The 22,916-nt window shown below is 59.7% G+C and carries 19 protein-coding genes; 10 read left to right on the top strand and 9 right to left on the bottom strand.

Annotation, left to right across the window (positions count from 1 at the left end; translation table 11 throughout):
- Positions 1-67: 67 nt before the first annotated feature.
- Genes zigA through ACZ9H3_RS15270 form a run of 3 tightly spaced genes read left to right on the top strand, consistent with a single transcriptional unit; the run spans position 68 to position 2,922 of the window.
- Complete coding sequence (gene zigA / locus ACZ9H3_RS15280) at positions 68-1,276, top strand: zinc metallochaperone GTPase ZigA (RefSeq protein ID WP_476221368.1); 1,209 nt, start codon at positions 68-70, stop codon at positions 1,274-1,276.
- Positions 1,276-1,911 carry a DUF1826 domain-containing protein gene (locus ACZ9H3_RS15275; protein WP_102052745.1) on the top strand — a complete coding sequence of 212 codons (636 nt, stop codon included), beginning with the start codon at positions 1,276-1,278 and terminating at the stop codon, positions 1,909-1,911. The genes zigA and ACZ9H3_RS15275 overlap by 1 nt, the downstream gene beginning before the upstream one ends.
- 42 nt (positions 1,912-1,953) lie before the next feature.
- Positions 1,954-2,922 carry a CobW family GTP-binding protein gene (locus ACZ9H3_RS15270; protein ID WP_476222772.1) on the top strand — a complete coding sequence of 323 codons (969 nt, stop codon included), beginning with the start codon at positions 1,954-1,956 and terminating at the stop codon, positions 2,920-2,922.
- On the opposite strand, the gene ACZ9H3_RS15265 is transcribed toward ACZ9H3_RS15270, so the two are convergent.
- Positions 2,923-3,315: a DUF3301 domain-containing protein gene (locus ACZ9H3_RS15265; RefSeq protein ID WP_065758086.1), complete on the bottom strand. Its 393-nt coding sequence runs from the start codon at positions 3,313-3,315 to the stop codon at positions 2,923-2,925.
- A 116-nt stretch (positions 3,316-3,431) separates the two neighbouring features.
- Between ACZ9H3_RS15265 and pdxY the strand changes: the two genes are divergently transcribed.
- Complete coding sequence (gene pdxY / locus ACZ9H3_RS15260; RefSeq protein ID WP_065758087.1) at positions 3,432-4,304, top strand: pyridoxal kinase PdxY; 873 nt, start codon at positions 3,432-3,434, stop codon at positions 4,302-4,304.
- Here pdxY and ACZ9H3_RS15255 read toward each other — a convergent pair.
- Positions 4,301-4,786: an acyl-CoA thioesterase gene (locus tag ACZ9H3_RS15255; protein WP_065758088.1), complete on the bottom strand. Its 486-nt coding sequence runs from the start codon at positions 4,784-4,786 to the stop codon at positions 4,301-4,303. The genes pdxY and ACZ9H3_RS15255 overlap by 4 nt on opposite strands.
- Positions 4,787-5,103: 317 nt before the next feature.
- On the opposite strand from ACZ9H3_RS15255, the gene ACZ9H3_RS15250 reads away from it, so the two are divergent.
- Positions 5,104-6,864 (top strand): cation:proton antiporter, encoded by a 1,761-nt coding sequence (locus tag ACZ9H3_RS15250; protein ID WP_476221365.1) that lies wholly within the window; start codon positions 5,104-5,106, stop codon positions 6,862-6,864.
- Between the two features lie 74 nt (positions 6,865-6,938).
- On the opposite strand, the gene ACZ9H3_RS15245 is transcribed toward ACZ9H3_RS15250, so the two are convergent.
- The 3 genes from ACZ9H3_RS15245 to uvrD form a co-directional block, all read right to left on the bottom strand.
- A complete protein-coding gene (locus ACZ9H3_RS15245; protein WP_099776411.1) occupies positions 6,939-7,346 on the bottom strand; it encodes an SMI1/KNR4 family protein in 408 nt (135 codons plus the stop codon).
- Positions 7,347-7,457: 111 nt separating this feature from the next.
- Positions 7,458-8,309, bottom strand: a complete 852-nt coding sequence (locus tag ACZ9H3_RS15240) for a Tim44 domain-containing protein (RefSeq protein WP_065758091.1) — start codon at positions 8,307-8,309, stop codon at positions 7,458-7,460.
- Positions 8,310-8,553: 244 nt separating this feature from the next.
- A complete protein-coding gene (gene uvrD / locus ACZ9H3_RS15235) occupies positions 8,554-10,737 on the bottom strand; it encodes a DNA helicase II (protein ID WP_065758092.1) in 2,184 nt (727 codons plus the stop codon).
- 236 nt (positions 10,738-10,973) lie between these two features.
- Between uvrD and ACZ9H3_RS15230 the strand changes: the two genes are divergently transcribed.
- On the top strand, positions 10,974-13,844 hold the full coding sequence (locus ACZ9H3_RS15230) for an EAL domain-containing protein (protein WP_099776407.1): 2,871 nt from the start codon (positions 10,974-10,976) through the stop codon (positions 13,842-13,844).
- 172 nt (positions 13,845-14,016) lie between these two features.
- On the opposite strand, the gene zwf is transcribed toward ACZ9H3_RS15230, so the two are convergent.
- Positions 14,017-15,459 (bottom strand): glucose-6-phosphate dehydrogenase, encoded by a 1,443-nt coding sequence (gene zwf, locus ACZ9H3_RS15225; protein WP_065758162.1) that lies wholly within the window; start codon positions 15,457-15,459, stop codon positions 14,017-14,019.
- A gap of 104 nt (positions 15,460-15,563) precedes the next feature.
- On the opposite strand from zwf, the gene hexR reads away from it, so the two are divergent.
- Together hexR and ACZ9H3_RS15215 are read left to right on the top strand one after the other, a co-directional pair.
- A complete protein-coding gene (gene hexR / locus ACZ9H3_RS15220) occupies positions 15,564-16,430 on the top strand; it encodes a transcriptional regulator HexR (RefSeq protein ID WP_065758094.1) in 867 nt (288 codons plus the stop codon).
- 119 nt (positions 16,431-16,549) lie between these two features.
- Positions 16,550-16,768, top strand: coding sequence for a PA3496 family putative envelope integrity protein (locus tag ACZ9H3_RS15215; protein ID WP_065758095.1), 219 nt, complete (start codon positions 16,550-16,552; stop codon positions 16,766-16,768).
- Here ACZ9H3_RS15215 and ACZ9H3_RS15210 read toward each other — a convergent pair.
- Positions 16,710-17,657 (bottom strand): LysR family transcriptional regulator, encoded by a 948-nt coding sequence (locus ACZ9H3_RS15210; RefSeq protein ID WP_176717392.1) that lies wholly within the window; start codon positions 17,655-17,657, stop codon positions 16,710-16,712. The two genes, ACZ9H3_RS15215 and ACZ9H3_RS15210, sit on opposite strands and share 59 nt — an antisense overlap.
- 203 nt (positions 17,658-17,860) lie before the next feature.
- Here ACZ9H3_RS15210 and ACZ9H3_RS15205 point away from each other — a divergent pair, with 203 nt between their 5' ends.
- Positions 17,861-19,276: an acetyl-CoA carboxylase biotin carboxylase subunit gene (locus ACZ9H3_RS15205; RefSeq protein ID WP_065758097.1), complete on the top strand. Its 1,416-nt coding sequence runs from the start codon at positions 17,861-17,863 to the stop codon at positions 19,274-19,276.
- Between the two features lie 13 nt (positions 19,277-19,289).
- Positions 19,290-21,098, top strand: a complete 1,809-nt coding sequence (gene oadA / locus ACZ9H3_RS15200) for a sodium-extruding oxaloacetate decarboxylase subunit alpha (RefSeq protein WP_099776405.1) — start codon at positions 19,290-19,292, stop codon at positions 21,096-21,098.
- An 80-nt stretch (positions 21,099-21,178) separates the two neighbouring features.
- Here oadA and ACZ9H3_RS15195 read toward each other — a convergent pair whose 3' ends face one another.
- Together ACZ9H3_RS15195 and ACZ9H3_RS15190 are read right to left on the bottom strand one after the other, a co-directional pair.
- Positions 21,179-22,000 carry an amino acid ABC transporter permease gene (locus ACZ9H3_RS15195; RefSeq protein WP_065758099.1) on the bottom strand — a complete coding sequence of 274 codons (822 nt, stop codon included), beginning with the start codon at positions 21,998-22,000 and terminating at the stop codon, positions 21,179-21,181.
- Positions 21,997-22,818 carry an ABC transporter substrate-binding protein gene (locus tag ACZ9H3_RS15190; protein ID WP_065758100.1) on the bottom strand — a complete coding sequence of 274 codons (822 nt, stop codon included), beginning with the start codon at positions 22,816-22,818 and terminating at the stop codon, positions 21,997-21,999. Before ACZ9H3_RS15190 ends, ACZ9H3_RS15195 begins: the two co-directional genes overlap by 4 nt.
- Positions 22,819-22,916 lie beyond the last annotated feature (98 nt).

The raw sequence follows: 22,916 nt of genomic DNA, 5'->3' as shown, positions 1-22,916 counted from the left end.
AGCGCACCGTTATAATATAACATGTCGTAAAGCATCTATCGAATGCTGCCCCGATGAGGACCCCACCATGCCCGACCGTCTTCCCGTTACTGTGCTCTCTGGCTTTCTCGGCGCAGGCAAGAGCACGCTGCTCAATCATGTCCTGCGCAATCGCGAAAACCTCCGGGTGGCAGTGATCGTCAACGACATGAGTGAAATCAACATCGATGCCAGTGAGGTGCAACGTAATGTCAGCTTGAACCGTGCCGAGGAAAAGTTGGTCGAGATGAGCAACGGTTGCATCTGCTGCACCTTGCGCGAAGACCTGCTCGAGGAAGTCGGGCGACTGGCTCGAGAAGGTCGGTTCGATTACTTGCTGATTGAGTCGACCGGTATTTCTGAACCACTCCCCGTGGCTGAAACCTTTACCTTCCGGGATGACCAAGGCCGCAGCCTGGCCGACCAGGCGCGGCTCGATACCATGGTCACGGTAGTCGATGGTTTGAATTTCCTGAGTGATTATCAGGCTGCGGAAAGCCTGGCGAGCCGTGGCGAAACCCTTGGCGAAGAGGATGAGCGTTCGATCAGTGACCTCTTGATCGAGCAGGTGGAGTTCGCTGATGTGATTCTGGTCAGCAAGATCGATCTGGTGGGTAGCCACAGCCGTGACGAACTAATGGCGATCCTGCGTAGCCTTAACGCTCACGCGCAGATTGTTCCAATGGTCATGGGACAGGTGCCGCTGGAGCGGATCCTCAACACCGGCTTGTTCGACTTCGACAAGGCCGCGCAGGCGCCCAGTTGGCTTCAGGAACTGCGTGGTACGCATGTGCCTGAAACGCAGGAGTATGGCATTTGCTCATGGGCCTGGCAGGCTCGGCGTCCGTTGCATCCGCAGCGCTTCTTCGACTTTATCCACAGCCCCTGGACGAATGGGCGACTGCTGCGCTCCAAGGGCTTTTTCTGGCTGGCCAGTAAACGGAGTGATGCCGGTAGCTGGTCTCAGGCAGGTGGCATGGTTCGACACGGATTCGCCGGTCGTTGGTGGCGTTTTGTGCCTCGTGAGCATTGGCCACAGGATCAGGACAGTCAGGCGGCAATCCTCAAGCATTGGAACAGCGCGTGCGGTGATTGTCGGCAAGAACTGGTGTTCATCGGCCAGCATATTGATTTTGCCAGGCTTGAAGCTGAGCTGGCGGCCTGCTTGCTGAGTGACGCTGAAATGGCGCTAGGCGAAGACGCCTGGAGTCAGCTGCCGGACCCCTTTGGTCCGTGGTACGAAGAGGACGCTGCCTGATGTTGGCACCAACGCCTCGTTACGTTCCGCGCCAGGTACTTGGTGAATCACCTCAGGTCCTGGGTGAAGCCTTGCAGGACGGGGTCAATCTGGCCGTTTGGGAGCGGCAACTGCCTGTGCATATCGCCGATTTTGCCAGCCTGTTGTTGTCATTGAACCAACCATTGGCGGAGTCGTTCACGTTGGAATTGGACGACGACGGGCAACTTCCGGCATTGCCTGCGGTGGCCAGAGGCTATGCCGACCTGACAGGCTACGATGGCTTCGTCGCCGATGTGGCCTGGCTGGTTGGAGCCTATGCCTGCCTGCTTGATGCTCGTCGGGTTGGGGTACGTCTTACGGCACTGGACAACGCCATGTGCCCGCGTTGGCATGTCGATCACGTACCCTTGCGGCTGCTCACGACCTATGCCGGGCCCGGCAGCGAATGGCTGGAAGAGGCTGTGGATAAACGCGTCCAGCCGCTGCCGGCAGAGGTCGAGCCGGCGCGGGTTCGTCAGTTGGGCTGTGGTGCTGTCGCCTTGCTGAAGGGGGAGAAGTGGTTGGGTAATGAAGGCTGCGGGCTTATCCACAGGTCGCCAGCACTGGCCAACGGTGAGCGCCGTTTGATCCTTAGCCTTGACTGGATGGCCTGAGTCCAGCGCATAGTGTGCGATCTTCCAGGCCTGTTGATGACCATGCTGCAGAACATACCTACCCACGTGATTGCCGGGCCCTTGGGGGCCGGTAAGACCAGTCTGATTCGCCACTTGATGGCTCATCGCCCGGCCACTGAGCGCTGGGCGGTGTTGATAAACGAGTTCGGTCAGATCGGCCTGGATGCGGCGCTGCTCAGCACTGCAGATGACGGCATTGCCATGGGCGAGGTGGCTGGAGGGTGCTTGTGTTGTGTGAACGGCGCACCGTTTCAGGTTGGCCTGGGTCGGTTGTTGCGCAAATCCAGACCAGACCGGCTGTTTATCGAACCTTCAGGGCTTGGTCACCCGGCGCAGCTGTTGGCGCAACTGCGCCAGCCACCATGGCAGGGTGTGCTGGATGTGCAGCCCTTGGTGATGGTGCTGGATGCCCAGATGTTGGCGGGTGGCCAGCCGCTAGCGGACAGTCAGCAAGCCGCATTGGTTGAGGCAGGGTTGTTGGTGCTGAACAAAGCCGAGGCTGTGGATAGTGAAAAACGGGTGTGGATAACCTCCCGATTACCCACCGTGCCGTGCTATTGGACGGAACAGGGTCGGTTACCTCTGGATGAGCTGCTGAAGCAGTCCACCGCAATTGTGGATAAGCCGGCTGTGGATAATTCTGCGTTGCCTGACGGTACCGCACCACTCGGCGCTCTGTGGACAAGTCCATCCGAGCCGATCTGCCTGCACCATCAATCAACTGACGGCTGGAGCATTGGCTGGCGCTGGCACCCGAGTCAGTTGCTCGATGCGCAGCGTATAGAGGGGTTTCTTACGGGGCTGGTGTGGCGCCGGGCCAAACTGGTTATCCACAGCCCGGAAGGTTGGCAGTCTGCTAACGCATTGGAAGGTAAACCCCTGGTCTGGCAGTCGAGCCACTGGCGGCGTGATTCGCGTATCGAACTGATCTTTGCTCAGCCCCAGGATGCTGAAGCGCTGCAACAAGGCATGGCGGCATGCCTGTATTGATCAGTTGTGCCAGCGGTTGTGCTCCTGGCGCCACTGCTTCATTTCAATCACGTTGTCATGGTGTTGCACCGGCTTGATCTCGAACGGGTAGGGCGCCAGTTCGATTTGCATGGCGTGGGCGCCAAATTGAGTGATGGTGCCGGGGTGGCGTTGCTCCCCGGTTACCGTGAACTCAAAGTTATACACACGGGCCAGGCGCTTCCTGCCATTGGCATCACGGATAAAGGCGATACGTTTGAGCGCGACGTTGCCGTCGAGCAACTCCAGGTCGAGCTTGGCGCAATGCTGTTTGACCCTTTCCAGCGCTTTTTCACGCAGCCCGTGGTTGTGCCAAAGCCAAGCACCGACGGTAGCCAGCAGCATCAGTACGGAGAGATTTTCGAGGGTCAACATTACATAGGCTCCAACGAGGTGTACTCAGCTTAACCGCCTCCCAGCGCTGTCGTACAGGTGGTATTTAGCGCCATACTGCATGCCTTGTCTCTATTACAACGCATCGGAAGCCTTGCATGAAACGTACGCCACACCTGCTTGCTATCCAGTCTCATGTGGTCTTCGGTCACGCCGGCAACAGCGCTGCGGTGTTCCCCATGCAGCGTGTGGGGGTCAACGTCTGGCCACTCAATACCGTGCAGTTCTCTAACCACACACAGTATGGCCAGTGGACTGGAGAAGTGCTTGCGCCAGCGCAAATTCCTGCGCTGGTGAACGGAATCGCGACGATCGGTGAGCTTGGCAATTGCGATGCGGTGTTGTCCGGTTACCTCGGCAGTGCGGCCCAGGGGCGTGCAATCCTCGCGGTTGTGGCGCAAATCAAGGCGGCCAACCCGGCAGCGCTGTACCTGTGCGATCCGGTGATGGGGCACGCAGAAAAAGGCTGCATCGTGCCCGAAGAAGTCAGCGACTTTCTACGAGAGGAGGCGCTGGCGGCGGCCGATGTGTTGTGCCCGAATCAGCTTGAGCTGGACAGCTTTTGCGGTCGTCGCGCTGAATCGCTCGACGATTGCGTTGCAATGGCACGGTCGTTGTTGAGCCGTGGGCCGAAGGCGGTATTGGTCAAGCACCTGGCCTATCCGGACCGGCAAGCCAATGATTTTGAGATGCTGTTGGTGACCGCTGAAGGCAATTGGCACCTGCGTCGCCCGCTGCTGGCCTTCCCGCGCCAGCCGGTGGGTGTCGGCGACCTCACTGCCGGGTTGTTCCTGGCTCGGCTGCTGTTGGGCGACAGTTGGGTCGCGGCATTCGAGTACAGTGCCGCAGCTGTGCATGAAGTACTGCTGGAAACCCAGGCCTGCGGCAGTTATGAACTGGAACTGGTGCGGGCCCAGGATCGTATTGTGCATCCACGGCTGCGTTTTGAGGCGCAGCGCCTGGCGTTTTAAAGGGCGTCGGCCTTGAGCTCCTGGTAGCGTTTTTCCAGCTCCTGGCGAATCAGGCGGCGCTGCTTACCCTGCAGGAAACGACGCTTTTCTTCGCTGGTTTCCGGCTGACGTGGCGGCACAGGCACGGGCTTGCGGTCGTCGTCGACGGCGACCATGGTGAAGAAACAGCTGTTGCTATGGCGCACCGAGCGTTCGCGGATGTTCTCAGTGACCACTTTGATGCCCACCTCCATGGAGGTGGTGCCGGTGTAGTTGACCGAGGCCAGGAACGTCACCAATTCGCCGACATGCACCGGCTCGCGGAAAATCACTTGATCAACCGAGAGTGTCACCACATAGCGGCCAGCGTAGCGGCTGGCACAGGCATAGGCGACTTCATCGAGGTACTTGAGCAGGGTACCGCCGTGTACGTTGCCAGAAAAATTGGCCTTGTCCGGAGTCATCAGGACGGTCATCGATAGCTGGGCGTTTCCAGGTTCCATAGTGTGCTCACGGTGAGGTTGCGCTGAGTGGGGGGCGCCTGAACGGACGCTTCTTTCCCCGTTACGATTCCCATCATAAAAACGGGACGCTGGCAGGCTCCTTGCCGTCACGCGTTTCAGGTCATTTGGTCGGGCAAATCTGTCGATCTGTTTCTACATATTGCATCGCCAGCCTCATGCAGTGGCGGGTGTTAACCTCAGTTGGCCCATGCAAGGTGGGTTATTCCTACAGATAAAGCATAAAACAGGTGCCGCTCAATCAGATCACTCTGACAGGTACTTGTTTGTTTTTTGTACGTATTCAGGAGGTGTCCGCCATGCATGCCATCAGCTTTATTCAGGATTTGGCGGTGATCATGCTGGTTGCCGGGGTCGTCACCGTGCTTTTTCATCGCCTCAAGCAGCCGGTGGTCCTGGGTTACATCGTTGCCGGGTTCATCATTGGCCCTTATACCCCACCGTTCGGCCTGATTCACGACGAAGACACGATCAAGACCCTGGCCGAGCTCGGGGTGATTTTCCTGATGTTCTGCCTGGGCCTGGAGTTCAGCCTGCGCAAGCTGTTCAAGGTCGGGGCAACCGCCTTTATCGCCGCTTTTCTGGAAATCGTCCTGATGATCTGGATCGGCTTCGAGATTGGCCGCTGGTTTGGCTGGAGCACCATGGATTCGTTGTTTCTCGGGGCGATTCTGGCGATTTCCTCGACCACGATCATCGTCAAGGCGCTCAATGACCTGAAGATGAAGAACGAGCGCTTCGCCCAGTTGATCTTCGGTGTACTGATCGTTGAAGACATTCTGGGTATCGGCATTATTGCCTTGTTATCGGGCATTGCCGTCAGCGGTACGGTCAGCTCCGGTGAGGTGTTTTCCACGGTCGGCAAACTGTCGCTGTTCATGATTGTGGCGTTGGTGGTCGGCATTCTTCTGGTGCCGCGTGTGTTGGCCTACGTGGCGCGCTTTGAAAGCAACGAGATGCTGCTGATTACGGTGCTAGGGCTGTGCTTCGGCTTTTGCCTGCTGGTGGTCAAGCTTGAGTACAGCATGGTGCTGGGTGCGTTCCTGATTGGCGCGATTATGGCTGAGTCGCGGCAGTTACTGAAAATAGAGCGCTTGATCGAGCCGGTTCGTGACCTGTTCAGTGCCATCTTTTTTGTCGCCATCGGCATGATGATCGACCCGCGGGTGCTGCTCGACTATGCCTGGCCGATTGCGGTGATTACCGTTGCCGTCGTGCTGGGCAAGGTGCTTTCTTGCGGCATGGGAGCGTTTATTGCGGGCAACGATGGGCGCACGTCGTTGCGTGTCGGCATGGGCCTGTCACAGATCGGCGAGTTCTCTTTCATCATCGCGGCGCTGGGGATCACCCTGCAGGTCACCAGTGACTTCCTCTACCCGGTCGCGGTGGCCGTGTCGGCGATTACCACGCTGCTGACGCCGTATTTGATTCGCAGTGCAGATCCGTTGTCACAGAGGCTGGCCAAGGTCATGCCGCAGCGTCTGGGCCGAGTACTGTCGCTGTATGGTGAATGGTTGCGCAGTATTCAACCACACGGCGAGGGCGCGATGCTGGCGGCCATGATCCGGCGGATTCTGTTGCAGGTTGGGGTCAACCTGGCCCTGGTGGCCGCGATCTTCTTTAGTGGCGGTTACTTCGCATACCGCATCAGCGCCTGGTTGAGCGGCTGGATCAGCGACACAGGGCAGCACAAGGCCTTGATTTGGGGCGCAGCGCTGTTGTTGTCGCTACCGTTCCTGATCGCGGCTTATCGCAAGCTCAAGGCGCTCTCGATGCTGTTGGCGGAAATGGGGGTGAAGCCGGAGGTGGCGGGGCGACATACCCAGCGTGTTCGACGGGTAATCGCCGAGGTGATTCCGCTGCTGTCGTTGTTGGTGATTTTCCTGCTGTTGTCGGCATTGTCGGCCAGTATTCTGCCGACCAGTGAACTGCTGCTGGTGATCGCGGTGGTCGCTGCGGGCGTGGTCGCGTTGCTCTGGCGCTGGTTCATCCGGGTGCACACGCGGATGCAGATCGCTTTGCTCGAAACGCTAGAGCATGATGACGGCCATCACCGCTAGGGTGCGGTGATGGCGCGTCCTGCCAGCGCCAATCAACTGCCCGATGGCTGTTGATGCTTCAGGCGATGTTCAGGTCAGCTTTCCAGCCAGACATCCCGAGCCCAGTGCCAGACCGATTCCCAGCTTTCCTCGGTGACGCATTCTTCTTCGCCCGACCACAACACTACGGTGCCGTCTTCTTCGACGCAGTAGTAGTCATCGCCGTCCTGGCAGAGCGGGATCAGGTCGCGCGGTACGCCCGCATCCCAGGCATTGGCGGCGACTTCAGGCAGGTAGGTGTGCGATTGTGGGTCGGTCGCGGTCACCGGTTCCAGGCTACCGTACACGACATCGCTGACGGTCAGCAGGAACTCTTTGAAGACGAAGGGAATGTTGATGAACAACTGCTCTTCGATCTCGACCAGTTGATCCTCGTCGGGCAACTCCAGTGGAACCGGCACAGGTTCATTGGCTTCACGGAGTTGTTCAATCACTTCTTCCACGGCTCTATCCTCTTACCTTGATGACACGCTGCGCGTTATACCCTAGTAGCGCAATCCGGCAAAAGCAAAACCCCGGGACAGGCCCGGGGTTTTTTGTGCAATGCCTGAAAATCAGCCGTTCTGGCGGATCCCGGCGACCAGCCACGGCTGGTTCTCGCCTTGGGCACGTTCCATGTTCCAGCTTTCGCTGAACACTTCGCCCTGGTCGAAGCGCGAGGTTTTCGACACGCCGCTGAAGGTCAGAGTGGCGATGGTCTTGTCGGCGCGGTCGTCGACACCTTCCAGTTGCACATTCAGGTCATCGATGTAGGTGGACTGGAAGCCCTCGCCCAAGGCCGCGCGCTCCTGCTTGAGGAACTGCAGCATTTGTGGCGTGACGAACTCGGCGATCTTGTCCATCTCGTTCGCGTCCCAGTGCTGCTGCAGCGACTGGAAGTGGTTGCGTGCTGCAGCCAGGAAGCTCTGCTCGTTGAACCAGGCCGGTGCGTTGATGACCGGGCGGGCCGACGAGGCTGGCGAACCACCGAATACCTGCGGCTGTGCTGGTTGCTCGTAGGCTTCACGCTGGAACGGTGCGTGACCTGCTGGCGCCATCTGTGGCTGCTGTTGCTTGCGACGGCGGGCGGCAATGAAGCGGAACGCCAGGAAGGCGATCAGCGCCATGATGATGATGTCGAGGAACTGCATCCCCTCGAAGCCATCACCCATGAACATCGAGGCCAGCAGGCCACCGGCGGCGATACCTGCCAATGGGCCGAGCCAGCGCGAGGCGCCGCTGGCAGCGGCAGGCGCACGGCCTGGCATTGCGGGGGTGGCTGCCGGAGTGGATGGGGCGGCCTGGCGGGTTTGATGGGTCGGTGCTGCGCCCGAGCTCTTGCCGCCGCCGAAGCGTTTGGCATTGGCGTCGAGGCTCATCGTCAGGCCAATGCACAGCGCTAGAGCGATGCTAAGAAAACGTTGCATAGTATGGGAATTCCCGTTTTGTGGATTGCACGCGCGTCATGGTGCACAGGTTGTAGGCTGCATGACCAGCACCATAATGTTTCCAGCTTTTGCTTGATTATGCCTTCATGCTTGACTCAAGCCTGTTGCACGATCAGCTAATACCTGGGGGCCGGTGGCTATGGGGTCAGGCGGCAAGGGCCCAGAACGTCCATGAGGAAAAGAAGCCCGAGCCCATTGCGTTACCTTTGTCCAGAAACGCGACTTAGATGGCTTCCAGCTTGGCATAACCCAGCATCAGCCACTTGCTGCCTTCGGCGAAGTTGACTTGCACGCGTGCCTGCGCGCCGGAGCCTTCAAAGTTCAGGATCACGCCTTCGCCAAACACTGCATGCTGTACCCGCTGGCCGAGGTTGAAGGCGGTTTGCGGGATGTTAGCGCTACCGAACAGGCTGCTCGAATTCTGCTTCTGGCCAGAACCGAATGGGCGGCTGACGCTGTTGGACAAACGCACTTCCTGAATCAGTCCGGCCGGAATTTCACGTACGAAACGTGACACCTTGTTGTAGGTCTCGCTGCCGTACAGGCGGCGGGTTTCGGCGTAGGTCATGACCAGTTGCTGCATGGCCCGGGTAATGCCGACATAGGCCAGGCGGCGTTCCTCTTCGAGGCGCCCCGGCTCCTCCAGGCTCATCTTGTGCGGGAACAGGCCTTCTTCCATGCCCACCAGGAACACGTAAGGGAACTCCAGGCCCTTGGCGCTGTGCAGGGTCATCAACTGGATGCTGTCTTCATGCTCATCGGCCTGGGCCTCACCGGCTTCCAGCGAGGCATGGCCGAGGAATGCCGAGAGCGGCGAGAGGTCTTCGTCGTCTTCACTGGTTTCAAAGTTGCGCGCTGCGCTGACCAGTTCCTCAAGGTTTTCTACCCGTGCCTGGCCTTTCTCACCTTTCTCTTCCTGGTGATAGACGATCAGCCCTGATTGCTCGATCACTGTCTGGGTCATCAGGTGCAGCGGCATTTCCAGCACCTTCGCCGCCAGGTTTTCGATCAGTTCGATAAAGGCGCTCAGCGCGCTGGCTGCACGGCCCTTGAGGCCCTTGTTGGCGAGCAGCAGGGCCACGGCCTCCCACATCGAGACCTGGGCATGGCGGGCATGCTCGCGAATGGCTTCGACGGTTTTCTCACCGATGCCACGCGGCGGCACATTAATGACCCGCTCCAGTGCCGCGTCGTTGCCACGGCCCTCCAGCAGGCGCAAATAGGCCATGGCGTTCTTGATCTCGGCGCGCTCGAAGAAGCGTTGCCCCCCGTAGATTCGATAGGGGATGCGTTCGCGCAGCAGGGCCTCTTCGAGCACCCGCGACTGGGCGTTGGAGCGGTAAAGGATGGCGATATCGCTACGCGCCGCACCGGTCTTGATCACGCTTTCGATGGTTTCCACCACGTAGCGCGCTTCGTCGTGTTCGTTGAAGGCGGCGTAAAGGCTCAGTGGTTCGCCGTCGCCACCGTCGGTCCACAGCTCTTTGCCCAGGCGCCCGCTGTTGTTGGCGATCAGGGCGTTGGCGGCTTTGAGGATGCCGGCGGTCGAGCGGTAGTTCTGCTCCAGGCGGATCAACTCGGCGTCGGGGAAGTCGCTGGTGTACTGATGAATGTTCTCGATCTTGGCACCGCGCCAGCCATAAATGGACTGATCGTCGTCGCCGACCACCATCAAGCTGTCGCCACCCTTGGCCAGTAGCCGCAGCCAGGCATATTGCACGGCGTTGGTGTCCTGGAACTCATCCACCAGCAAGTGGCGGAAGCGGCGCTGGTAATGCTCCAGCAGACCGGGATGGTCGCGCCAGAGGTCCAGGGCGCGCAGCAGCAGTTCGGAGAAGTCGATGACGCCAGCGCGCTGGCAGGCGGCCTCATAGGCTTCATAAATGCTGCGCATGGTGCCCAGGAACAGGTCGCCGCTGGCTTGAATATGCTGTGGGCGCAGGCCTTCGTCTTTCTGGCCATTGATGAACCATTGCGCCTGGCGTGCAGGCCAGCGCTGTTCGTCCAGGCCCAACTCGCGGATTACGCGCTTGACCAGGCGTTGCTGATCGTCGCTGTCGAGAATCTGGAAATTCTGGTTCAGCCCGGCTTCTTGCCAGTGCGCCCGCAACAGGCGATGGGCCAGGCCGTGGAAGGTGCCCACCCACATGCCTGCCGGGTTGATACCCATCAGTTGCTCGATACGCTGGCGCATCTCGGCGGCAGCCTTGTTGGTGAAGGTCACCGACAGGATCGAATGCGGTGAGGCCTGCTCGACCTGGATCAACCAGGCGATACGGTGCACCAGCACACGGGTTTTGCCGGAGCCGGCACCGGCCAGGACCAACTGACGGCCAACCGGGGCCGCTACGGCCTGACGTTGGGCATCGTTGAGGGAGTTCAACAGGAGAGAGAGATCATCGCGCATCCGGCCATTCTAGGGGGCAGGGGAGTCAGGGGCAAACCTGGCGTGGAAAATCCGTCGGGGTGACGATCCGCTGGTCATGGCGTGCAGGCCTTGGCCCGCGTGCTTGAGCGGTCGCCATGGTCATGGAGCGTGCATCAGGTTGGTGAATATTTATAACGCAGAGCAGTTTGGTAGTGGTCGATGCTTGTGTATGCTCCGTGCCACGTTTAAGGCTCACCATTACAAGAATACTGCCTATGACCTTCGGTTCAGGCTCTGCGAGCGTCCCTCAGGAAGCACGCCGGAGCATTCGAAAGCAATTTGCCACGCAACTGGCCGTCGAGCGCACCCGCTTGTTGTATCAGGGGTCACTGCTGCCAACGTTGTTCATGCTGCTCAATGGCCTGGTATGCGCCTGGTTGCTGTGGAGCCCGCCACGCTATTTTCAGATCAGTATCTGGATGGTCTGGCTGATGGCCCTGGTTGCCTTGCGAGTGATCCAGGTCGCGGCATTCGACGCGGCCATGCCAGAACGTCAGGCGCAACCGACCTGGTGGCGAATGTTCCTCCTGGGTTCGGCTTTCAGTGGCCTGACCCTGGCCAGCGCAGCGATCGCCCTGGTGCCTACGGATAATTTCGTACAGCAAGCCTGGGTCTTTGGCCTGCTTGGCGCGGCGACACTTTCGGCCAGCATTGCCTACGCTGTCAGCTTGCCCGCCTTCCTCAGCTTCACCTTGCCATGTTTGTTGCCGCCGATCCTCTACCTGTTCTGGAGTGGTGCCGACGAGCACCTGGGTTGGGGCTGGTTGGGCCTCATCCTGCTGGGGGCCTTGTTAGTGGTTGCTTGGCAGGTCAATCGCCTGATTGAGAACGGGTTGCTGCGCCGCTTTCAGAATCAGGCGCTGATTGAACACCTGCAGGCTGCACAGCATCGCAGTGAACAGCTCAACCAGGCCTTGGCCAGTGAAGTCGAGCGGCGACGGCTGATCGAAGACCAGTTGCGTCAGGCCCAGGTCGGCCTGGAGTCGCGGGTGGCGCAGCGCAGCCAGCAACTGGACGCAGCCAATCAGGCGTTGAGCAAGAGCGAGCAACGCCTGGCGTTGGCGCTGGACGCCAGTGAGCTGGGTTTATGGGACTGGAACCTGCAGAGCGATGAGGTTCACCACACCCAGCTTCGCGAGTTGTTTGGCCTTGATCCAGAGCAGGTCAAGGCGATGCTGGCTCACCTCAAGCCGCGCTTGCACCCCGACGACCTGCCGTCGCTCAAGCGCACGCTGGTCGAGCATTTGAAGGGGCGCACCGAGGATTACCGTATCGAGTACCGGGTTCGTCACAGCCAGGGCCATTGGTGCTGGGTCGAGGACCGTGGCCGGGCCGTCGAACGCGATGCCGACGGGCGTGTTGTGCGTATGCTGGGGACGCGGCGCGACATCAGCGCAAGCAAGGCTCAGGAAGAGCAGCAACGCTTGGCGGCCACAGTGTTCGAGGCTGCCAGCGAAGGTATTGCCATTCTCGACCCGGATTACGTGCTGCTGGCCGTCAATCAGGCATTCTGTCGAATCACCGGCTACGACCGAGAAGAGTTGCTGGCGCGCAACGTGCTGGAGTTGCCCTGCAGCCGCGACGCGCGGCGGCACCTGTCGGCGATTGACCAGGCCCTGGAGCAGCAGGGCGGGTGGCAGGGTGAGCTGGTTGAGGCGCGCAAGAGTGGCGAACTCTATCCCCAGTGGCTGCAACTCAATGGTGTGCGGGATGCACAGGGCAACATCAGCAGTATTGTTGGCTTCTTCAGTGATCTCTCTGCGCGGCGCGAGTCGGAAGAGCGTTTGCGCTACCTTGCGCATTACGACGAACTCACGGGCCTGGCCAACCGTGCGCTGTTCCGATTGCGTTTGCATGAAGCCGGGCAGCGCTTACCTTTGAGCGGTCGTAGCCTGGCCTTGCTGCATATCGACCTCGATCGCTTCAAGCTGTTGAACGAGAGCCTTGGGCATGAGATTGCAGATCAACTGCTGACCCAGATGGCCCGGCGTATCAGCAATGCGTTGCCTGAGGCCGATACCGTTGCGCGGCTTTCCGGGGACGAGTTTGCCGTGCTGTTTGATGGGTACACCAACCTGTCGAGCCTGGTGCGGGTTACGACACGCCTGCTCGACAAGCTGCGTGCACCGTTGCGGGTTGCGGGTCATGAGTTGGTGATCAGTGCATCAGTCGGTATCAGCCTGCTCTCCGACACCACTCGGGAGGTCAGTATGCTGGTCAGCCAAGCGAACATGGCGATGCAGCACGCCAAGCACCTGGGGGGCGACAACTTCCAGTTCTACACCGAAAGCCTGCAGGCCAGCACGTTGGAGCGTCTGCAACTGGAGAATCAGTTGCGCAGGGCGATCGAAGAACGCCAGCTGGAGGTCTACTACCAACCAAAACTGTGCCTGGCCACAGGGCGTCTGACAGCAGCCGAAGCCTTAGTGCGCTGGCATCATCCGCAATGGGGCATGGTACCGCCGAGCGAGTTTATCGGGTTGGCCGAGGAAACCGGGCTGATTGCGCCGATGGGTGAGTTCGTCTTGCGTCAGGCGTGTTGGCAAGCCTGCGAATGGCAGCGTCAGGGCTTGGCACCGATACGTGTCTCGGTAAACCTTTCGGTTCATCAGTTACGTCAGGGCAAGTTGGTCAGCCTGGTGCGTCAAGTGCTTGATGAGAGCGGGCTGGAGCCTCATCTGCTGGAGCTGGAGCTGACCGAAAGCCAGTTGCTTGACAGTGTCGAGCACATCATTGCGACGTTCCGTCAGTTGCATGAGTTGGGGGTGAAGCTGGCCATCGACGATTTTGGAACGGGTTACTCGTCCCTGAGTTACCTCAAGCGATTCCCGGTGGACTACGTCAAAATCGATCAAACCTTTGTTCGCGGCCTGACTGAAGGCAGTCAGGATGCAGCTATCACCCGAGCAATTATCGTCATGGCCCATAGCCTGGCGCTCAAGGTGGTGGCCGAGGGTGTTGAAACGCAGGAGCAGTTGGCTTTTCTACGTGAGCAGGGCTGCGATGAGGTACAGGGGTATCTGATCAGCCGGCCGGTGGCGGCGGCCAATCTGATGAGTTTGCTGTCGATGCCGCCTGTGTGGTGATGCAGTCGCGTGGCTGCATACCCTTCAAACAAAAAACCTGCCTGGCATTGCGGGTACCAGGCAGGCAAGGGGAGAAGCGTTCGCGCTCAGCCAAGCGCCGGGGTTCAGTATCGGATCAAACGAATCACTATCGGTATTACATAGTAGTCGCTCATTGGCGCGTGTCATGTGCTCAGTTGTGCCATTCCCGGCCTTGATGGGCCAGCAGGCTATGTGCCTGGTCGGGGCCGTTGGTGCCAGCGTGGTAGGGCCTGGGGGCCTGGAAGTATTCCTGCCAGCCGTTGAGGATCGGGTCAATCCAGGCCCAGGCGGCCTCGACTTCGTCACGGCGCATGAACAAGGTTGAATCGCCCTCCAGCACATCCAGCAGCAGCCGTTCGTAGGCTTCCCAGCGACGTGTCTGGCCGAACACCTGGGCCAGGTTCAGGTTCAGTTCCACAGGCTCCAGGCGCATGCCTTTGCCTGGGCTTTTGGTCATCATCTGCAGGCTGATGCGTTCGTCCGGCTGCAACTGAATCAGCAACTGATTGGTCTGTGCGCCCTCGAACAGTTGGTGCGGTACCGGTTTGAACTGAATGACAATCTGCGATGACTTCTTCGCCATCCGTTTACCGGTACGCAGGTAGAACGGTACACCGGCCCAGCGCCAGTTGTTGATATAGGCTTCAACGGCGACGAAGGTCTCGGTATCGCTGTCGTTGTCGACATCTTTCTCGAAGTAATACGCCGGTACTTCCTGCCCGCCGATCTTGCCCGCGCTGTACTGGCCGCGCACGGTCCGATCCTGGACATCCTGGCCGGTGATCGGCTTGAGGGCCCTGAGGATCTTTACCTTCTCATCGCGCACGGCTTCGGCGTTGAATTGAGCCGGTGGCTCCATGGCTACCAGGCAAAGCAGTTGCAGCAGATGGTTCTGCAGCATGTCGCGTGTCGCGCCAGCGCGGTCGTAGTAGGCCCCGCGGTTTTCGACGCCCAGGGTTTCGCACACACTGATCTGCACATGGTCGATCTGATTACTGCGCCATACCGGTTCCAGCAGGGCGTTGGCAAAACGCAGGGCCATGAGGTTCTGTACGGTCTCCTTGCCCAGGTAATGGTCGATCCGGAACACCTGCGACTCGTCGAGCACGGCGCCAATGGCACTGTTGATTGCCGTTGCCGATTCCAGCGAGTGGCCGATAGGCTTTTCCAGTACGACCCGCGCGTCGCTGTCAGCCAGCCCGGCAATCTGCATATGGCTGATGATCGGCACGAACAGGTCGGGTGCCGTGGCCAGGTAGTAGATCCGCGTCAGCCCGCCTGGTTCGCCGAGGAAGCGCGCCAGACGGCCGAAGTCGGCGCTCTGCGAGGCGTCCATGGGAAAGTAGTCGAGACGCGCCGAGAAACGCTTCCAGACCTCTTCATCGAAGTCATGGCGGGCAATCTGGGCCCGGCAGCGACGCTCGGCAAGCAAACGATAGTCGCTGCGCGGCAGATTTTTTCGAGCCAGCGCAACGATACGCACTTCAGGGTGCAGGCGTGCTTCGCGATACAGGTGGTAGAGCGCCGGAAGCAGCTTGTGCAGGGCCAGGTCACCGGTGCCGCCGAATACCATGATGTCGCAAGGGATAGTCAATACCACCACTCTCCTAGATCGTTTAGCTGGGCGGGTCGCTGGTCATGTAGTATAACTACAAGAAAGCTACAACCCGGTCAGTCGATCATAACCGAGTCCTGCCCTTGAATCTGTTGCAACACATCGCCCAGTCGCGCCATCTGCTACGTAAGTCGGAGCTCAAGGTTGCCGACCACGTGCTGCTCGACCCAGCAGCCGTCATGCATAGCTCCATGGCCGACCTTGCCCATAGCGTCGGCATCAGCGAGCCGACCATCGTGCGCTTTTGCCGCGCTATTGGTTGCTCCGGGTTCCAGGACCTCAAGCTCAAGCTTGCCCAGAGCCTGGCGGCCGGGGCCAGTTTTGGCCAGTTTGCGATCCATGAGGACGATTCGGTTGCCGACTACAGCCTGAAGATCTTCGACACCACCCTGCACACCCTGATGGAAGTGCGTGAGCACCTCGATGCCCAAGCGCTGCAGCGTGCCGTGACCGCCATGGCCCAGGCCCAGCGCGTCGAGTTCTACGGGTTTGGCGCCTCCGGCGCGGTGGCTGCCGATGCGCAGCACAAGTTCTTCCGTCTGCTGCTCAGCGCTGCTGCCTATTCCGACCCGCACATGCAGGCGATGTCGGCGGTCACCCTGAAACCGGGTGATGTGGCCATCTGCATTTCCCAGTCCGGGCGCTCCAAGGACCTGCTGATCACCGCCAACCTGGTGCGCGAGAGCGGGGCAACCCTGATTACCCTGTGCCCGAGCCAGACCCCGTTGGCTGAGCTGTCGAGTGTCAACCTGGCCATCGACGTTCATGAAGACACCGAGATCTATACCCCGTTGACCTCGCGGATCGCCCACCTGGTGGTGATCGACGTGCTGGCAATGGGCGTTGCCATGGCCCGTGGCCCGAGCCTGGTCAACCACCTCAAGAGCGTCAAACGCAGCTTGCGCAGCCTGCGCCTGTCACCCAAGTCGATCAAGGCCCTGGACGACTGACCGCCGCCGACTGTCCCCGTACGGTCGGCAAGGTTCATGGTTTTGTCATCGCCGCGCCGCCAAATCGTCACCGCCATTGCGCACCCTGAAACTCCCGTACTTGACCAGGGAGATTCGCAATGGCTCGTGAATTTGATCGTCCGTACCCGTCCAACGCCAAGGCCCGCAAGCAGCAGGAAAAGGATCAGCGCCGCATGGAGTATCGCCGTGCGATTGAAAGCTATTCCGAGCAGCGCCGCCTGTTGCAGGAAATTGCTGACTACCCCGAATTACAGGCCGTCAACCTCTGGCAGGTATCGGCGGCAGAGTCCCCGAGAAACGCTCAACAAGTGCGCTGATTTGCGCGCGTTCGCTGCGGATGTATGCAAGAAAGGCCAGGGCTACCGGCGACTGCCGCTTGGCCTTGGCCTGTACCACGCACCAGCTTCGGTACAGCGGTAGCTCTTCCACGGGCAGTTCGCGCAACACGCCGGTGGCCAGTTCCAGGTTCAGCGCATGACGCGTCAGCAGTGCGATCCCGAGCCCGGCAATGACGCACTCGCGTTGAGCGTCGGCAGACGCCACCTCCAGTGTCTGGGAGAAGTGTACGCGTTTGTCTTTGAAGTACTCTTCGCAGGCTTTGCGCGTGCCTGAGCCTTGCTCGCGAACCAGCAGCGTGTGGGGCTCCAGGTCTTGCAGGCGCAGGCGTTCGAGCTTGCAGAGCGGGTGGTCAGGTGGCGCCACGGCAACGATCGGGTTGTTCAGGAAGGGCATGAATTCCAGGCCCATGTCCTGCGGCACCATGGACATGATGATCAGGTCATCACGGTTGTCCGAGAGGCGCCGAATCGCCTGGGCGCGGTTGACCACGGTAAGGGTCAGGTTGACCTCGGGATGAAGCTTCTTGAAGGCGGCAAACAGGTGCGGCACGAAGTACTTGGCGCTGGACTCCACCGCCAGTTTCAGTTGCCCCTGCAGAGAGCCTTGCATGTCCGAGAGCTGCATGTCGAAGCTCTCCAGGCGGCCGAAGATGTCTCGGCTGGCGCGCTGCAAAGCCTCAGCGGCTTCGGTGAGGTAGAGCTTCTTGCCCACGTACTCAAACAGCGGCTGGCCGACCAGTTCTTCGAGCTGGCGGATCTGTAGACTAACGGCGGGTTGCGTCAGCGACATCTCTTCGGCGGCTCGGCTGTAGGAGCGCAGATCGCAGACTTCGTTGAAGACTTTCAACTGCCGTAATGTCATACGCATCAATGACTTACGCATCTCTCATCCGGCTCCGGACAAACCTTGTTACGGCACTATAAGCTTTTGCTAATGCAAGGCCTAATAAATATTGATTTTTGTTTATTAAGCGACGGCGCTAGGGTACTTATGCGACTGGCCAGCAACGTATGGTCACGCGCCGACCGGTCTCGCCGGTTCGTCTGTTCCAATGGCTTGGGAATATTCCAGTGATAAAAAAAATCCTGATCGCCAACCGGGGTGAGATCGCAGTACGGATTGTCCGTGCTTGCGCCGAAATGGGCATTCGCTCGGTGGCGATCTATTCCGATGCCGACCGTCATGCACTGCACGTCAAGCGTGCAGACGAGGCTCACAGTATTGGTGCCGAACCCCTGGCCGGTTACCTGAACCCGCGCAAGCTGGTGAACCTGGCGGTAGAGACCGGCTGCGATGCCCTGCATCCTGGCTATGGTTTCCTGTCAGAGAACGCCGAACTTGCAGACATCTGCGCTGAACGTGGGATCAAGTTCATTGGTCCTGCGGCAGAGGTCATTCGCCGGATGGGCGACAAGACCGAAGCGCGGCGCAGCATGATCAAGGCCGGCGTACCCGTGACCCCGGGCACCGAAGGCAACGTCGCGGACATACACGAGGCGCTGCGCGAAGGTGATCGCATTGGCTACCCGGTCATGCTCAAGGCTACGTCGGGTGGCGGTGGTCGTGGTATTCGCCGCTGCAACAGCCGTGAAGAATTGGAACAGGCGTTCCCGCGGGTGATTTCCGAAGCGACCAAGGCCTTTGGTTCGGCGGAAGTCTTCCTCGAAAAATGCATCGTCAACCCGAAACACATTGAGGCGCAAATCCTCGGTGACAGCTTCGGTAATGTGGTGCACCTGTTCGAGCGCGATTGCTCGATTCAGCGCCGCAACCAGAAGCTGATCGAAATCGCCCCCAGCCCTCAGCTGACCCCGGAACAGCGCGCCTACATCGGCGACCTGTCGGTACGTGCGGCCAAGGCGGTCGGTTATGAAAACGCCGGTACCGTGGAGTTCCTGCTCGCCGATGGCGAGGTGTACTTCATGGAGATGAACACCCGGGTGCAGGTGGAACACACCATCACCGAGGAAATCACCGGCATCGACATCGTACGTGAACAGATTCGTATTGCGTCGGGCCTGCCGCTCTCGATCAAGCAGGAAGACATCCAGCACCGCGGCTTTGCCCTGCAGTTCCGGATTAACGCCGAAGACCCGAAGAACAACTTCCTGCCCAGCTTTGGCAAGATCACCCGTTACTACGCACCCGGTGGTCCTGGCGTGCGTACCGACACGGCGATCTACACCGGCTACACCATCCCGCCGTTCTACGATTCGATGTGCTTGAAACTGGTGGTTTGGGCCCTGACCTGGGAAGAAGCCATGGACCGCGGCCTGCGGGCGCTGGATGACATGCGCGTGCAAGGGGTAAAGACCACCGCCGCTTATTACCAGGAAATCCTGCGCAATCCGGAATTCCGCAGTGGCCAGTTCAATACCAGCTTCGTGGAAAGCCATCCGGAACTGACCAACTACTCGATCAAGCGCAAACCCGAAGAGCTGGCCCTGGCCATCGCTGCTGCCATTGCAGCCCACGCAGGCCTGTGAGGAATACGAAAAAATGTCCAAGAAAATTCATGTAACCGACACGATCCTGCGTGACGCCCACCAGTCCCTGCTGGCAACCCGCATGCGCACCGAAGACATGCTGCCCATCTGCGACAAGCTCGACAAAGTCGGCTACTGGTCGCTGGAAGTCTGGGGTGGCGCGACGTTTGACGCCTGCGTACGTTTCCTCAAGGAAGACCCGTGGGAGCGTCTGCGCAAGTTGCGTGCGGCACTGCCGAACACCCGCCTGCAAATGCTTCTGCGCGGGCAGAACCTGCTCGGCTACCGGCACTACAGCGATGACGTGGTCAAGGCGTTCGTGGCCAAGGCAGCTGTCAACGGCATCGACGTCTTCCGCATCTTTGATGCCATGAACGACGTGCGCAACCTGCGCGTTGCCATTGAGGCGGTCAAGGCCTCCGGCAAGCATGCCCAGGGCACCATTGCCTACACCACCAGCCCGGTACACACCATCGACGCGTTCGTGGCCCAGGCCAAGCAGATGGAAGCCATGGGCTGCGACTCGATCGCGATCAAGGACATGGCCGGCCTGCTGACCCCGTATGCCACCGGTGAACTGGTCAAGGCATTGAAGGCCGAGCAGTCGCTGCCGGTGTTCATCCACTCCCACGACACCGCTGGCCTGGCCGCGATGTGCCAACTCAAGGCCATCGAAAACGGTGCCGACCATATCGACACCGCGATCTCCAGCTTCGCCTGGGGCACCAGCCACCCGGGTACCGAGTCGATGGTTGCCGCGCTCAAGGGCAGCGAATTCGACACCGGCCTGGACCTGGAGCTTCTGCAGGAAATCGGTCTGTACTTCTACGCCGTGCGCAAGAAGTATCACCAGTTTGAAAGCGAGTTCACCGCCGTTGACACCCGTGTGCAGGTCAACCAGGTACCAGGCGGGATGATTTCCAACCTGGCCAACCAGCTCAAGGAGCAGGGCGCGCTGCATCGCATGAACGAAGTGCTGGCCGAAATTCCGCGGGTGCGTGAAGACCTCGGCTTCCCACCGCTGGTTACGCCGACCTCGCAGATCGTCGGTACTCAAGCGTTCTTCAACGTCCTCGCGGGCGAGCGCTACAAGACCATCACCAACGAAGTGAAGCTGTACCTGCAAGGTGGTTATGGCAAGGCGCCGGGCGTGGTCAACGACCAACTGCGTCGTCAGGCGATTGGCAGCGAAGAAGTAATCGACGTGCGTCCGGCTGACCTGCTCAAGCCAGAGATGGCCAAGCTGCGTTCGGACATCGGCAACCTGGCCAAGTCTGAAGAAGATGTACTGACTTTCGCCATGTTCCCGGATATTGGCCGCAAGTTCCTCGAAGAGCGCGATGCCGGCACCCTGACCCCTGAAGTGCTGCTGCCGATTCCTGAAGCCGGTGCCGTGGGCTCGGCTGGTGGTGAAGGCGTCCCGACCGAGTTCGTCATTGATGTTCACGGTGAGACCTACCGCGTCGATATCACCGGTGTTGGCGTCAAGTCTGAAGGCAAGCGTCACTTCTACCTGTCCATCGACGGCATGCCGGAAGAAGTGGTGTTCGAGCCGCTCAACGAGTTCGTCGGCGGTGGCGGCAGCAAGCGCAAGCAGGCCAGCGAGCCAGGTCATGTCAGCACCACCATGCCGGGCAACATCGTCGATGTGCTGGTCAAGGAAGGCGACACGGTGAAAGCCGGCCAGGCCGTGCTGATCACCGAAGCGATGAAGATGGAGACCGAAGTGCAGTCGGCCATCGCCGGTAAAGTTGTCGCTATCCACGTGGCCAAGGGCGACCGGGTCAACCCGGGCGAGATCCTGATCGAGATCGAGGGCTGAAACAGCCCTCGGTAGTAAACGGTTAACCTCTGGGGGGCATATGCCCCCCTTTTTTTTATGCGCGATTTGGCGATGCGGCGTCAGTGCCGATAGCCTTTGCCGTAGTGCCGCTCCAGGCGCACCTGGAGCAACTCCAGGGCAAACGACAGCAGCCAGTAGATGGCGGCTGCAGTGGTCAGCATTTCCAGGTAGCGGTAGCTGGAGCGGCCATAGGACTGCGCCAGAAACATCACTTCCCAGACCCCCATCACCGAAATCAGCGACGAATCCTTGAGCATGGAAATGAACTGGTTGGCGCTTGGCGGAATGATCGTACGCATGGCCTGGGGCAGGGTGATGTGCCAGAAAATTGCCCGTGGGCGCATCCCCAGGGCCATGGCCGCCTGCCGCTGGCCGGGCGCCACGCCAATGATACCGGCTCGGAAGATTTCACTCAGGTAGGCACCGTAGTTCAACGACAAGGCAATGATCCCGGCGCTGATCGCACCAGGTACAACGCCAATTTGCGGCAGGCCCAGGTAGATCAAGAGGATCTGGATCAGCAGCGGCGTGCCGCGAAAGAACGAGGTGTAGAAGCTGGCGATGCCCAAGGCGACAGCGCTGTTCGACAGGCGCGCCAGCGCCGCAGCGAAACCCAGTATCACCGAGCTGAGCATCGAGCACAGGCAAAGGAACAGGGTCAGTGCTGCGCCTTGCAGGAAACCATTCGGTGCCAGGTGCAGCCCGAGCAGGTTAGGCAGCTTGTCGAGGATGATCGAAAACTTCAGGTCGAAGCTCAGGAAGAACCCGACGAACATCACGAATAACGCTGCCCACGTCAGGTAAAGGCGCGTGCGAAAACCGAACAGGCGCTGGCCCAGCGTGCGCGTAGCCTGGCTGGGCGGTGGCTGATAGGCACTCATTTACTGATATCGGCGCCGATCCACTTCTGCGACAGGCGGCTCAGGGTGCCGTCCTGTTTCAGCTCGGCGAACACTTGCTGAACCTTGGCATTCCAGGCCGCATCACCTTTCTCGATGGCCACCGAGTTAGGTTCTTCATACAGCGCCTGGCCGGCCAGCTTGAAGCGCGCATCCTGATTCAGGCGCGGCTGGGCGGTGACCAGGTTGGTGAGGATCGCATCGAGGCGCACGCCGGCACCCAGGCCCAGATCCTGAAAGGCCACGTTGTCGGTGTCATAGGGGGCGATCTGGACGTTCTCGAATGGGTAGTCCAGCGCCTTGTCTTCCGCGCCTTCAATGACGAGGTTCTTGTTCAGGTAGCTTTCGTAGCTGGAGGCGCTGGTCAGGCCGACTTTCAGGCCGCTGAGGTCTTTAGCGCCGTGAATACGGTCATCCTTGGCGTTGACCACGATGACGGCAGGCGAAGCGTAGTACTCCACCGGGAAGTCGAAGACCTGGGCGCGAGCCTTGCTCGGCGTCATCGAGCAGATGCAGATATCGTATCGACCGCTCCAGCGACCGGCGGCGATCACGTCCCAGGATGGGGTTTCCAGGCGCAGTTTGACACCGAGTTTTTCGGCTACGGCCTTCGCCACATCGACATCGAAGCCGTCCAGCTGGTTCTGCTCGTTGAGGAAAGAGAATGGCGGGTAGCTTTCCATCAGCACGCCGACCAGTTCCTTGCGTTCTTCCACGCGTTGCAGCGTTGCCCCCGCCAGGGCTTGGGTGGTCACACTCAGTGCCAGCAGGCTGGCGCCCAACAAGGTGGAAAAACGCATGGAAAATCACCTGAAAAAAGAGTTGTTAAATTGAATGTCAGGCGTATTAAATAGTTATAAGAAAAACTCTACTAGTAAGTTTTATTTATATTCATAGA

The sequence above is a fragment of the Pseudomonas sp. TE3910 genome (assembly GCF_056279025.1).
This window is presented reverse-complemented; position numbering and strand designations above follow the sequence as displayed.

Excerpts from the sequence above, each read along its gene's own strand:
- ACZ9H3_RS15250 (WP_476221365.1), top strand. The coding sequence starts at position 5,104 with ATGCATGCCATCAGCTTTATTCAGGATTTGGCGGTGATCATGCTGGTT.
- ACZ9H3_RS15210 (WP_176717392.1), bottom strand. The coding sequence starts at position 17,657 with ATGCGTATGACATTACGGCAGTTGAAAGTCTTCAACGAAGTCTGCGAT.
- uvrD (WP_065758092.1), bottom strand. The coding sequence starts at position 10,737 with ATGCGCGATGATCTCTCTCTCCTGTTGAACTCCCTCAACGATGCCCAA.
- ACZ9H3_RS15275 (WP_102052745.1), top strand. The coding sequence starts at position 1,276 with ATGTTGGCACCAACGCCTCGTTACGTTCCGCGCCAGGTACTTGGTGAA.
- ACZ9H3_RS15190 (WP_065758100.1), bottom strand. The coding sequence starts at position 22,818 with ATGCGTTTTTCCACCTTGTTGGGCGCCAGCCTGCTGGCACTGAGTGTG.
- ACZ9H3_RS15195 (WP_065758099.1), bottom strand. The coding sequence starts at position 22,000 with ATGAGTGCCTATCAGCCACCGCCCAGCCAGGCTACGCGCACGCTGGGC.
- zigA (WP_476221368.1), top strand. The coding sequence starts at position 68 with ATGCCCGACCGTCTTCCCGTTACTGTGCTCTCTGGCTTTCTCGGCGCA.
- ACZ9H3_RS15230 (WP_099776407.1), top strand. The coding sequence starts at position 10,974 with ATGACCTTCGGTTCAGGCTCTGCGAGCGTCCCTCAGGAAGCACGCCGG.
- oadA (WP_099776405.1), top strand. The coding sequence starts at position 19,290 with ATGTCCAAGAAAATTCATGTAACCGACACGATCCTGCGTGACGCCCAC.
- ACZ9H3_RS15255 (WP_065758088.1), bottom strand. The coding sequence starts at position 4,786 with ATGGAACCTGGAAACGCCCAGCTATCGATGACCGTCCTGATGACTCCG.
- ACZ9H3_RS15240 (WP_065758091.1), bottom strand. The coding sequence starts at position 8,309 with ATGCAACGTTTTCTTAGCATCGCTCTAGCGCTGTGCATTGGCCTGACG.
- ACZ9H3_RS15270 (WP_476222772.1), top strand. The coding sequence starts at position 1,954 with ATGCTGCAGAACATACCTACCCACGTGATTGCCGGGCCCTTGGGGGCC.
- ACZ9H3_RS15215 (WP_065758095.1), top strand. The coding sequence starts at position 16,550 with ATGGCTCGTGAATTTGATCGTCCGTACCCGTCCAACGCCAAGGCCCGC.
- pdxY (WP_065758087.1), top strand. The coding sequence starts at position 3,432 with ATGAAACGTACGCCACACCTGCTTGCTATCCAGTCTCATGTGGTCTTC.
- ACZ9H3_RS15265 (WP_065758086.1), bottom strand. The coding sequence starts at position 3,315 with ATGTTGACCCTCGAAAATCTCTCCGTACTGATGCTGCTGGCTACCGTC.